Source organism: Acinetobacter sp. YH12072 (assembly GCF_013419565.1).
GTDB lineage: Bacteria > Pseudomonadota > Gammaproteobacteria > Pseudomonadales > Moraxellaceae > Acinetobacter.
In genome coordinates this window covers 38,970-51,440 of sequence record NZ_VOZV01000024.1, presented here as the reverse complement: position 1 = coordinate 51,440, position 12,471 = coordinate 38,970, and the positions used below count along the sequence as shown (strand labels likewise).

5 protein-coding genes and 4 pseudogenes are annotated in these 12,471 nt (G+C 42.6%); 4 read left to right on the top strand and 5 right to left on the bottom strand.

Features of this window, described 5'->3' with window-relative positions:
• The 3 genes and pseudogenes from FTU19_RS11125 to FTU19_RS11115 all read left to right on the top strand — a co-directional run.
• Positions 1 to 75 (top strand): annotated as a pseudogene (locus tag FTU19_RS11125) (IS6 family transposase); the annotation flags it as partial.
• Between the two features lie 54 nt (positions 76 to 129).
• A pseudogene (locus tag FTU19_RS11120) lies at positions 130 to 744 on the top strand (NAD(P)/FAD-dependent oxidoreductase); the annotation flags it as partial.
• Positions 745 to 853: 109 nt separating this feature from the next.
• Complete coding sequence (locus FTU19_RS11115) at positions 854 to 1,945, top strand: ArsO family NAD(P)H-dependent flavin-containing monooxygenase (protein ID WP_005253618.1); 1,092 nt, start codon at positions 854 to 856, stop codon at positions 1,943 to 1,945.
• A gap of 159 nt (positions 1,946 to 2,104) precedes the next feature.
• On the opposite strand, the pseudogene FTU19_RS16335 reads toward FTU19_RS11115, so the two are convergent.
• Positions 2,105 to 2,503, bottom strand: a pseudogene (locus tag FTU19_RS16335) (universal stress protein); the annotation flags it as partial.
• Positions 2,504 to 2,627: 124 nt separating this feature from the next.
• Here FTU19_RS16335 and FTU19_RS11105 point away from each other — a divergent pair.
• A pseudogene (locus FTU19_RS11105) lies at positions 2,628 to 2,862 on the top strand (hypothetical protein); the annotation flags it as partial.
• 125 nt (positions 2,863 to 2,987) lie between these two features.
• Here FTU19_RS11105 and brxL read toward each other — a convergent pair.
• Genes brxL through pglX form a run of 4 tightly spaced genes read right to left on the bottom strand, consistent with a single transcriptional unit; the run spans position 2,988 to position 12,455 of the window.
• Positions 2,988 to 5,027: a protease Lon-related BREX system protein BrxL gene (gene brxL, locus FTU19_RS11100; protein WP_005021615.1), complete on the bottom strand. Its 2,040-nt coding sequence runs from the start codon at positions 5,025 to 5,027 to the stop codon at positions 2,988 to 2,990.
• A 29-nt stretch (positions 5,028 to 5,056) separates the two neighbouring features.
• On the bottom strand, positions 5,057 to 7,681 hold the full coding sequence (gene pglZ, locus FTU19_RS11095; RefSeq protein WP_180070745.1) for a BREX-1 system phosphatase PglZ type A: 2,625 nt from the start codon (positions 7,679 to 7,681) through the stop codon (positions 5,057 to 5,059).
• A complete protein-coding gene (locus FTU19_RS11090; RefSeq protein WP_180070747.1) occupies positions 7,678 to 8,934 on the bottom strand; it encodes a hypothetical protein in 1,257 nt (418 codons plus the stop codon). The genes pglZ and FTU19_RS11090 overlap by 4 nt, the downstream gene beginning before the upstream one ends.
• On the bottom strand, positions 8,934 to 12,455 hold the full coding sequence (pglX, locus tag FTU19_RS11085) for a BREX-1 system adenine-specific DNA-methyltransferase PglX (protein WP_180131188.1): 3,522 nt from the start codon (positions 12,453 to 12,455) through the stop codon (positions 8,934 to 8,936). The genes FTU19_RS11090 and pglX overlap by 1 nt, the downstream gene beginning before the upstream one ends.
• Positions 12,456 to 12,471 lie beyond the last annotated feature (16 nt).

The following is a 12,471-nucleotide window of genomic DNA, read 5'->3' as shown; positions in this document are numbered from 1 at the left end:
GGACAAGCATCGTCATTTTATTATGGTCAGCCTCAGGGTGAAGTGTGTCTAATCAACAGGGTTTTCGGTCTCTAAGTACTTTTTAAAGGGAACATCATCGACTCAAATCTCTATTTGCAACAGTGCCGTGCAACGGCTCAGTACTTAGGTCTTGAATCTGAAGCTGCATTTATGGGTCAAGGCGTAAGTGCCTGTGCAACCTGTGATGGTTTCTTCTACAAAAACCAAAAAGTTATGGTTGTCGGTGGTGGTAATACTGCGGTTGAAGAAGCCCTTTATCTATCCAACATTGCTTCACACGTGACTCTAGTTCACCGTCGTGACTCTTTGCGTTCAGAGAAAATTCTTCAAGATCATCTGTTCGAGAAAGAGAAAGAAGGTAAAATCAGCATCACTTGGAATCATCAAGTGGACGAAGTTCTTGGTGACAGAACGTCAGGTGTAACTGCAGTTCGCCTGCAATCTACCCAAGATGGCTCTAAACAAGATGTAGAAGTTACTGGCTTATTTGTTGCCATTGGTCATAAACCGAATAGCGGCATGTTTGAAGGTCAGTTGAACCTTCGTGATGGTTATATTCAGGTTCAAAGCGGTACGGCAGGTAATGCGACTGCTGCATCTGTTCCGGGTGTATTTGCTGCGGGTGATATTGCTGACAGCGTTTACCGTCAAGCGATTACTTCGGCAGGTTCAGGCTGTATGGCTGCACTTGATGCTGAAAAATATCTTGATAATCTGAATTGATGAGTAGGTTGTCATAATTGAAAAAGTGAATAAATGTAAAAACCCAGTCTTCATGATTGGGTTTTTGCACTAAAGAAATCAGATATAAAAAACAAAAGGGGAAAAGGCGTTGAACCAGAAACAGACGGAAACAGATGTCATCATTATAGGTGGTGGACAGGCTGCTTTATCTACTGCTTATTTTTTAAAGCGCAAGAAAATCCCATTCATTATATTGGATGAGCAAAATCAAGCAGGGGGTGCCTGGCTGCATACCTGGGAGTCATTGCGTCTTTTTTCTCCTAATACCTGGAGTTCTCTATCCGGTTGGATGATGCCCATCACTGAACAGACCTATCCAACACGAAATGAGGTGATTCAGTATTTATCGGCTTATGAACAGAGATATCAATTTCCGATTGTTCGTCCAGTACATGTCGATCGTGTGGAATCGAATGGAAAGTATTTAGACGTATATGCTGGAGAAAAGTTTTGGCGAGCCAAGGCCGTGGTTAGTGCAACCGGGACATGGAGCCAGCCGTTTATTCCTGATTATCCGGGACAAGAAAACTTTCAAGGTACACAGTTACATTCAGCCCATTACATGAATGCAGACCCATTTAAAGGTAAGAAAGTCATCGTTGTGGGTGGTGGGAATTCAGGCGCTCAAATACTCGCTGAGGTTTCACAAGTTGCTGAAACCATTTGGGTCACGAAAACTCCACCTCAATTTTTATCCGATGATGTGGACGGTCGTGTACTGTTTTTAAGAGCGACGGAACGCTTAAAAGCACAGCAAGAGGGTAAAGTCATTGATCAGCCTGTTGGGGGGCTTGGTGATATTGTGATGATTGATAGTGTTAAGGAGGCAAGGCAGAGAGGGGTTTTGCATAGTCGTCCACCTTTTAAATCATTTACCACAGACTCTATCATTTGGCCTGATGGCTCAAAAGAGCAAGTCGATGCGGTGATCTGGTGTACAGGGTTTAAAGCTTCTTTGGATCACTTGAGGACTCTGGGGGTGATAGAGCCAGACAACCTGATAGAGGTTAAGGACGGAAGATCGGTCAAGATGCCGAACTTGTGGTTGGTAGGCTATGGGGAATGGACTGGGATGGCTTCAGCTACGATAATTGGAGTTTCTAGAACAGCGAGAACCACAGTGGAGGAAATCGTTGCTTATCTACACGAAATTGATACTAAAAATTATTTAGAAAAATGAGCTATCTATCTCATTAGAGGATTTTAAAATAGACTCTTTTCAATACGTTACCTATATTAGGTAAGCTAAAATAATTCCATTTTCATAATTCTATTTGCTCTATTGAATGATAAATACAAGGCGTTAAATAGATAGAATATCTACTTAACGCCTTAGGTCTTATCTCAATAAAAGTACAGGTTTTATAGAGCTTGATAACAATTTGGTCGTCGTACTACCAATAAAAAACTGGCGTATCTTTGAATGACCATATGCACCAATCACAATCATATCAATAACGTTTTTTTCTTGATAATCCAATATAGATTTCTCAACATCACCGTCAAGCATGCTATCAATTACATCAAAACCATTATTTACAAGTAGCTCTTTTGCCCAAGTGACTTGTGATGTCATATCACTATTTAGCTTACCAACATATACCACATGAGCTGTCAGGGTTTTTAATAAAGGACTATTTGCAATTTTGTCTACACAAATACGTGCAGTAGGACTTCCATCAAAAGCAATTAAAAAAGACTCAGGTGGACTAAAGGGTGCAGATGTTATTAATACGGGTGAACCGTACCGGGTTTGTCGGAGACTTTTTATTTAAGTTAGGCCACCTGACCTAACGGGTTAATCTTATCATTGTACATTGCTTCAAACTCAAAAGGCGATACATTGTCAACGGCATTCTAAAATTGACCCCTTTTACCTTACAAATGGCAAAGTAAAATTGACCCCTGAAATCAGAGAAAGAGCGGTTCAATTATTGATTGAATCCGAAAAAGATTATCCATCGAATTGGGCAGCAGTTTCCGCAATTGCTCCTAAAATTGGCTGTACTCCTGAAACACTACGTGTTTGGTATCAAAAATATTTAGATCAACAAAATCCTGTCAAAGTACAAGATATCTGATCAAGAGAAAATGAAGGGTAATCCCCCCTAAAAATACTAGCTCTTTAAAAGAGGCAGTATTATGCTTTTACAACATGGTATTTAAACTTGAGAAACTGAATTTAAAACAATCTACTGTAACTCTTCCAGACAGATATGAAATTAATCCACCCCTAACCCTTTAAACACCGCATCCACCGGATCTGCATAAAAGCTGGTCTGGAACTTGGTAAACAGTTCCACAGGAATCGTTGGGATATCTGCCGCACTACTCATGGGTAAAGCAACCTTCTTGGCACCCGCATCAAAAGCAACTTGCAGACATTCGGCAATACTTTCCACCGGTGTCACTGAACCACCCAAGCTCATATCACCCAGTACCACCATCTGACTTTGTACCGATCGTCCTAACAGGCCTGAAGCGAAAGCCACTAAACTTGGCAAGGCAAGATGGCTGAGCGGCCCGGTATTCTGTAATTCAACCACATGTAAGTGGAAATCATGTTCCAGCACCTTACTCCCCCCCGAGATCCGGGATGCATTGGCCTTGAAGTAGTCAAATGCGATCTTGACCTGCTCCTTGGCACTGCTTGAATTCCATAAGCCTGATGTGGCCAATTTTCCTGAACCTTTAGTGACTTGCAGTTCTAAGCGGTATAAGCCTGGCATGCCCTTATTACTGAGGCCAATGGTATACAGGAAGCCTGGTTTAGCAGGACCTTCGGGAATAAGTCCACCTCCACCCTGCTCTTTTACCGAAACAAAATGCTCTTCTAGAGTGTCATTGTCGATATAGCTAAAATGCACATCATAGAATTCCATCCCTCCAATTTTCTTCAGCTGTTCTTTGACCCGACGGCGCACCTGCAGTGCATATTCCAGGCATTGCCGTACATCTTCTTTATTAAACTGACCGTGTGGGTAAAGCAGCTTCATCAATCCAGAAACCGTCTTGCGAACGGCGATCACATCACGCTGATTCAGGTTATTCCCTAGCTTGAAGTACTTCTCAATGGCATCCGCAAAACTGCGCTTGCGCATTTCCCGGAAGAATTCAGCCAGATAATCAACAATCAGGCCATAACGGTTGGTAAAGAATTCCGGGCGCATTTTTGGAATTTCCCAACCTGGGATATAGGCATGAAAGCGATCAAAGAATGCTGAATCGATCATAGCTTCAGGAAACGGAGCCAATAAGTGGCTAGTCTTCACCAAAGATTCAACACTTTGGTTAATATTACCCACAAAAACCATCGAAGCTGAGGCTTCCATTTGTTCACGACCACGAGCAAAAGATCCTGAGGCCATGTAATCTTTCATGATCTGTACACCATCTTTGTCCTTAAAGGAAATACCGGCGACTTCATCAAAAGCTACCACATCCCATAAGCCCACCAGACCAATACGGCGGCTACTCATGTTATAGAACAGGTTGGCGACAGTCGTTTGCCCACCAGAGACTAAAATACTATTCGGTGAACACTCTTTGTAAATATGGCTTTTCCCGGTACCGCGTGGTCCCAGTTCACAGACGTTATAGTTATTTTCAACGAACGGAACCATACGCGCTAATAGGTGCCATTGCACGTCCTCTTTTAACGAAGCCGGTTCCATGCCGATGGAACGGATTAAACTCTCGCGCCACTGATCAGTGCTTAATGCTGCTCTGCCACTGAAGAGTTCATCCATATTCATATTCGGCATTTGAATCGGCTTGAGTAAGCTCACCCCAAATGGAGAACTAGTCTGCCCTTCTTCAAAATAATAACTGAGCGTAGCAATGACCCAGATACCACCAACAAGTAATTTTTCATACTCTTTGACGATGCCTGCCGAGATTTCGGCATCTTTGATGCCCAGATTACTAAATGATGCTTCGTATTTGTCCTTACGCTCATTCAGCTTTACGGTCACCCGATCAATGACTTTATAACTGCCACGTTCACGAACCAGGGATTTCACCTTCTCAGCTTCATCAGGTCGTACATAGTTCTCTGCCAGCACCGTCTTTACGTTACGTAGTCCCTGCTCAATGATCTCAGGATCATCCGAGGCACAATACATCCCTAGCAGGTATTCGAGTACATAGACAGGAACGTTAGCCCCTTCTTTGATCAGTTTAGTCAGATCCTTACGTACCACCCGCCCAGCAAAGTGTTCATTCAGCAGCTGATCCAGTTCTTTATCGTTAGCAGATTCCATGTAGGCTACGCTCTATCGTTAATTCGTTATTAGAAGAAGTCATCGGTAAATGCCAAATCAATGGTGACCTTATAGCGCTGCACTTCGATATTTAGGTCTTTGTCCTTCAGTACCAAGAAGTAATCTTTCTTACGGTCAAAATCAGTACCGGACAATGACAGTCTGACCTGTTTTACCCGTTCCGCAACAGAGTCGGTAGTGCTATCAAAAGTCAAAGTTTCTTCACTGGAAACTTTAAGATCCCCATCATAAATGGCAATGGATAAAGTCACTGGCATGACCAGCTCACTGACAGCTTCGGTTTGCATCAAATCAAACTTCTGGATGTTATTGACCATCTTCAGCGTGGATTTGGTAGAAATGACCTCAACTTTACGCTTGGTCCGCTGTCCAGCCTTTTCACCACGTAGCTGTTTTACCATCAGTACCGGTACCACAATTTCCTGAGGCATGATGCCGCCATGCACGAAACGTGAGCCTCCTACAAAATGGAAACGGTTCGCCCCTTTTGGAATCCAGAAATCAGTCGCAGATAGTGTGCCTGCCGTAGCTTGGGTTGAGCCTTTCCAGGCTTCCTTGCTCTCTGGTAAACCATGACCAATCACATAGCGTTTTTTGCTTTTCAATGTATTGGTAGGTTTTTCAGTCAAGCTTGAACGATCCGCAGATTCCAGTTTACTTTGCTGGAACAAGAAGCCATGGTCGGCTGTGATCAACAGGGTAGAAATATTGAAATGCATCAAGATTTTGCGGCTAAGTTCAGTCAGCTCTTCAATGGTATGTTCCACCGCCATAAAGGTTTCTGATTCTGTCGAGGCACTGTCTCCCCGAGCATCAATGACGTTGTGATAAACATAAATCAAATCATGATCTTTCAGTGCTTCACGGCCTTCATCACGCGACCAGCCTTTTACCGTTTCAGCGGTAACCGCCAATCCATTATAGGCTGCCAGAATTTTGGAGCGTGCTGCAGTCCCTTTGCTGGATTGTCCATCCACCCATACATCATCACCTGCGGCCTCTTTGTACTCCAAAGTCTGATGCGGCAACAACGAGGCCATGCCAAGTGTGGTGTAACTTGGGACAACGCCCAGCTGTGAAGACAAGGTCGCTTCGGAATAACGCTTTTCATTGATACGATCACGCAGCTCTACCGCAGCTTCATAGCGAAAAGCATCACTGATAATTACCACAACCCGGCGTTTCGTTGCAGAACTGAGTAAGGGTCTGACGTGAGTATCGTAGAAGTTCTGCTGATTTGGGATATCTGCCACTTTCCATACATTCAAGCGTTGCTCAGCTTCAATCCGCTCTCCCCAGTTGCGTGCCAAGTGGTCAATAAACCAGTAGGAATAGCAATTTTCGATTTCTTCATCGAGTTTTTTCAGGATATCGACATGAGCTCGCTGAGAGGCTGCACTGTAGTGGCGATAGGCCATATCAAAGCGATACAGCTCCTGCTCGTAGGCTTTATACAAGGCTTCGCTAGAGTCGAAATAGAAACCGGCATCAAACTGTAGTCGCAGACTGAACAGCTCAATCGCTGCCTGCAACGCTGTATAGACAGTGCGATATTTACGGCGTGTTGCATCGTCCTTATGTTTGGAAGCCCAATAGCCATCCAGACGGGTAGAAATAATCGTTCTGAAATGTTCCAGTTCAGCTTTGGCTGCTGCAGGGATATGACTGGCCAGATCGACAATGATCTTTTGTTCAATCACTTCAAAGGTCATGACATCGAGCAGCTGCTCCAGATCAAAAGTCCCGACCTTCTCCTGGATCCGCAGTGCATTGGCCACGGTCTGGGAGAGTGTATCGAAGGTTGGGTAGTATTTAGAACTGTCTCTCCAGCGCGACAAAAAGGCTCTGGCTGTTGCACGGGAGCTGACAGAAGACATCACCAGTTCCTGAGCCCATACGGGTACATCGCCCAAACTTTCACAGAAGCCTGTGGTCATCAAACGGATAAAGAACGTACCGAGCTTGAATGGTGCTTCCCCATTCAACTCTTCAACCGATGCTGGATAACCAATTTCCGCCTGTAATGCTGTGACTAAAGCTGGCACTAGTTGGAACTTTTCCAGTTCAGCAAAGGAGTCTGGATTTACTTCCAGACTCAGATTCTGCTGTACCATTTCATCCGCCAGTGCCAGAACGATATGCATGAGTTCGGCACTATCAGCCTTGACCACAGCCGCAATCATGGCCATATCCAGATCCTGTTCATCTGCATCAGGCTGGATATAACGTTTTAAGGTGCTCAGACGGGCTTTGGCTTTGAGGAATTCTTCACGTTTGGCCAGATGTTCTCTTAGACTCTGCTGCTGTAAACCCAGCTCATTAAAAATAATCGAGAAACGATCGGCATAGAAGCTGCGAGAATAGAGCTTGATGTCCAGTAGCCAGTCTTTTTCAGTTTCAGGCTCAGGGCTTGGGAAATACAGCAAGTATTTGCCCTGCTGATCTTGCAGTTCCAGTTTGAGCTTGATCGCCAGACTCGACTCTTCTGCCATATTCAGAATCTGGACATCATTTAGCTCTAGGGCTTTGATTTCTTCAGTAAATGACTGTTCAGCATCGTACCAAAAAACAATTCGGTGATTTTCAGTATAGAAAGCCTGTTCTAAGCCTTGTGTTATTTGGCTTAAATTCATTTACTTTCTCCTGCTGCACGAAATTCTTTATAAGTCTTTTCCCAATCCTCATCAGGATAAGCCTTTTGAATACTTCCTAAGAAATCTTCTCTATTTAATGTATCAAACGTCACATCTTTATAATTCACATCCAATTGAATCTTCTGCACTAATGATTCAGCTGTTGGAAATGTCTTGTTTAGCTCTCGAGTTAACCACTTTTTAATATTTTCCTCAGTGGGATTATCCCCATACGTCCCGTATAGATGGTCAGGTATATTCTTCTGAACAATAGGTAAATAATAATTAACTATCATTTCTTTTGATTTTTCTAGCTCTTCTTCAAGATGACCAGCCAATGATTTTTGATGGTCCTCTATTTTAGTCCTTAGCTCAGCTATTCTTTCTTCAAATCTCGATAAGGCCTTTTTAAGAATCACCCGACCATGGTTTTTACCTAATGATGGCGTAAAATTGTCTCGGATTTCTTTCAACTCTTTTTCTAAATCTTTAGAAGAAGCACTACCATTTTTATCTAGCAAATCAAAAGTGGTTTTTAGCCGCCCCTCTAATTCCTTATCCATACCTATTTTTTGAATCGAACGAGGAAGATTGAGTTTATTTCTCTGAATAGCAGCACCTGTTAAACTTAGCTCTACATATTGGAAATGTGGCTGAAATACACGTACCTGGCGTGCTATATCAAACTTAACTGGTGGTGCAGCTATTAAATTTTGCTGAATTTCTTCTAAATTTTTGACGTTCAATTTCTCTGGCTGTATTTCTGTAACCAGTTCTTGGATATGTTTAATTTCCTTCTCGGTCTGCGCTTGTGCTAAAGCAATCGCTTTTGAAGCAGGTGATAAGCGTGCCATCGCCTCTTTAATTTGGTCAGGCATTAAACGCATAGCATTCAAAATTGGTGCTTCCGTTTGTTCTTTTTCTAAAAAAAGTGCGGTCGGAGTGTAGCTAAATCCAATGTCATCACTGACTATCAAACCGTTTCTTAAACCGGAAATATGCTGAATCTTAATTCCATTATCCTGCAACAATTTTATCGCTTCTAAAGTGCCATATCCCATACGTAGGACATTCTCATCGATGTCTAAAAAAACCGAGATGAGTTCAGGACCTATGTTCTTGGATAATGTAACAATTTCTGTAGCTGGAATCTCCTGAATGCTTGGTGCTGCATAGCATAGAGAAGTATTAGTTTGAGCAATAAGGTCCCGTAAGACTTCGGAGTTGATATGTTGAAAAAATGTTTCTCTCATTATTTCTCCCCCGTCACTGCTTTCACGTCAGCCAACAAGTCCCCAAACTTGCCGTAGTTCACTTTCACCCCATCATCTAGATCCAGTGATATACGCTGATCGGCATAGTGACGCAGTTTTTCTTCAAAAGTACTGAGTTCGGCCTGTTGCTTATGCAAGTTTTGCAATTCTTTTTCTTTACGTTTTATTTCAGCTGCCGAATCACTGTTTTCAATTTCACTTTCTAAAGAGTTAACCATCGCCGCCATTTTTGAAATCAGCGGCATCACGTATTCAGTACGCATACGCGCCAAGGTGCTTTCGTTATAGCGGTGCAAATACACCAATGCCTGGAAAGCCCCCTGTTTACCACTGCTGAATAGCCAGTAGATTGGACGCTTTTTATAGGTTTGCATGTGGTCTTTATAGAACTTGCTGGCTAGGTAACGGCGAATGGTATCTTCTGCTGTTTCACTGGCTTTTTTGTCCAAACTTTCTGCCAGCCAAAGCATATTGGTATCCAGCGTGTCTTTGCCCCAAACTGCAGTTAAAAACTCTTGGATACGATGTGTTGCATCATCTTCAAACCAATGCATTTCGGTCAATGGAATAATACCGTCGGCATCGGCTGGGAATTTTTGATAACGACTCGCATCAAAGTCTTGATTGCCTGCATGAGCATAGATCAGACCTGGTTCATCCAGACTATAACGCCCCATCATGCAGCCAAGTGCATAAGACACTAAACGTTGGCTGTCTTTTTCACGGTCAGCACGGGTAAGCGTGATTTGCGCATCCGGAACCTCTGGCGTCAGTTCATCCTGTAAACCATAAGCGTCAATAAATAGCTTATTGTTTTCTTCTTCTAGACGTTTCATTTCAGCGACGGCGTCAGCATTTTGTTGCTGCCATGTGTTAAATGCTTGTTCTAGATTTGACTGCTCCGTACGAATAATAGGATTCTGAGTAAAATCCCATGAGGTTTCGTAAGAGTCCCAATCAATTTTAGAAATTTCATATAGCTTATTTTCAATTTTAGATAACCGACTATCATCAAATATTTTTTCTAAAACAGGAGTTATAGCTATCACTCCATTACTGTAATGTAATCCTTGCAGAGAAATATTAACTAAGGTCTGAAAAACTTTAGAGTTCATAAAACCGTGCAAAATAGATTTATGCTCTTGTTTCTTTAAAATGGCTGTTGGACCTGTTGTGTCAAATACAAAGCCTTGACCAACACTTCTAGCATTAAAATAACTTGAAGTTAAATCGCACCAAGTCACTCCTCCTTTAAAATAATCATGCGCATTACGGATAACACTTTTCTCAAATTTTCTTAATTCAAAACCATCATTTTCCCAATTTATTACCCACTCATTATTCCCATACCATCGTCTAAAGCCCCCCCCTTTGCTATGAGGAAACCATTTTCGACCTGATTGAATTGCCTTAGTAGCGTCTGTAGCCTCAAAATAAATTTGATTTATATTTAATTCATTCCATAGTTTTAAATACAGATTATTATCTGCGGTAGCTAACCCTTGTCTTGCATCAGCATATTCTTTTAATGGTTTACCAAATGTGAATGCATCTACTATTTTATCACTCACCCAATAAGCCACAGGACTTCCAGGTATTTTCTTAAAATCATCTGGTTTAGCAGAAAAAAACCAACCACAATCAGGATTGTTAATCGCTTCTATAGTTTTCGGTGCTTGATTTTCATGTCCCTTAAATTCAGATAATTTAATATAACCACCAACAAAATTTGCTATGTGTGATTTTCCTACAATGAAAGCACATACAGGGACACACGCTGGTTCAAAGGCATTGTATTCAAGTTGAATGAGTGATTGTATTGTCGCATCTGTAATCAATTTGCTACGCATTTGCTCATAGGACGAAATAAACATCCATACGTAAGGTGTTACAAACGCTGTTTCACCTGATGCTTTAGAAAGTTCTTGGCATCGCTCTATAAACATTGCGAACATATCTGACTTGCTGTCAGGGAATGTCTTTTTCGCAAAATCTTTAAGTGCTGGATTCATCCCCTTACCACCCATATACGGCGGATTCGCAATCACAGCATCATATTGTTTAGCGAGTAATTTGGCTTGCTTGATTAAAGGTAACAGCTCTTGTGCTGACTGTTGCGCAAAAATATCCCCTGACTCTAATGCTGTATTTAACTTAGTTTCTAATTCAGGCAGCTTTTTAGCGAATGCTTGAGGGATTTGAATCAAAGAACCAAAGGTTGAAGCATGCTCAAATAAGTCCAACAGTTCTTTTAAATCTGCCTGTGCAATACCGGTACTTGCCAAATCCTGACTGAATGCATCCAAACACTCAGGCTGACTATCTTGCAGTGCAATAATATTCAGCTTCGGTGGATTGCTAAATAAACGGCGGTCATCCTCACGTGCTTTCATTAGCAGTGCAAAGCTAGCGAGCTGTGCTGCACGGGTATCAATATCAATGCCGTACAGGTTATTTTCAAGAATCAAACGTGGAATATCTCGGCTACGGTAACCACGTTCTAAATAAATTGCTTTTAGGCAATCATAGGCTTCCACCAGAATATGCCCCGAACCACAGGCCGGATCCAGCACCGTAATACTTTCAGGGTTTAAGGTATCACCATCTTCACTGATACGAACATCAATCAACTGTCTTAGCTGTGCATTGACTTCATCACTTTGTTCCGCTGGTTGAATATAGTATTCCCACTCACTGGCCAGCGTACTGTCAGGCTGCGCCATCATCCATAAACGACCAACACTGTTCTGTACCAGATACTTCACAATCCAGTTTGGGGTGAAGAGTTGCGTCGCTGCAGGAATGTCTTCACTCTTGACGACTTTACCAATCACCTGGTCTTTCTTTTCAGAAATATAGAACTGATACAGCCAGCCAATAATCTGTACATCCGACCAGTCTTCTTCCGGAATGCTGCTCACTAAATCACGGATCAAGGAGTCGGTTTTGGTGAGGTTATCCGGTAACAGTAGTTCAGACTCATCAGACACCTGTTCGAACAGGAGTGGCATGACCTGATTCAACGCATGACACTGCGCCAGTAACAACTCTCGGTACAACTCTTCGTCTTTATTACCATCCAGCTTGAGTTCAGCCACACGGCTGGCATTTAAACCCGGTAGCTCAATGTCCAGACACTCTTCCAGAAGCTGTGGCAAGCCTGCACTACCATCTGCACTACTCAGTACACGGCGACCATGATCCAGTAAGCCTTTGCATTCCATGTAACGAATCGCACAGAGACGGTTAAACCAGCTATAAGCGATATAATCAATCGTCTGCTCAAAGCTAGTTGCTTGAATACGTTTGATCAGCTTGTCACGTGGTTTCATGACTGATAGCGGAAAAACCTGATCGCCAATCAGCAACAAGTCGCCTTTCTGTTCAGCCGGTAAAATGCTTTCTGCGGTGATGCCATATTTGGCGGCCTGTTTGCGCATCGCTGCGATAAAATCATTTCGTGCTTGCGGTGCGTATTTTTTAATATTACTGGTATTCATCTTTAAACCTTTGATT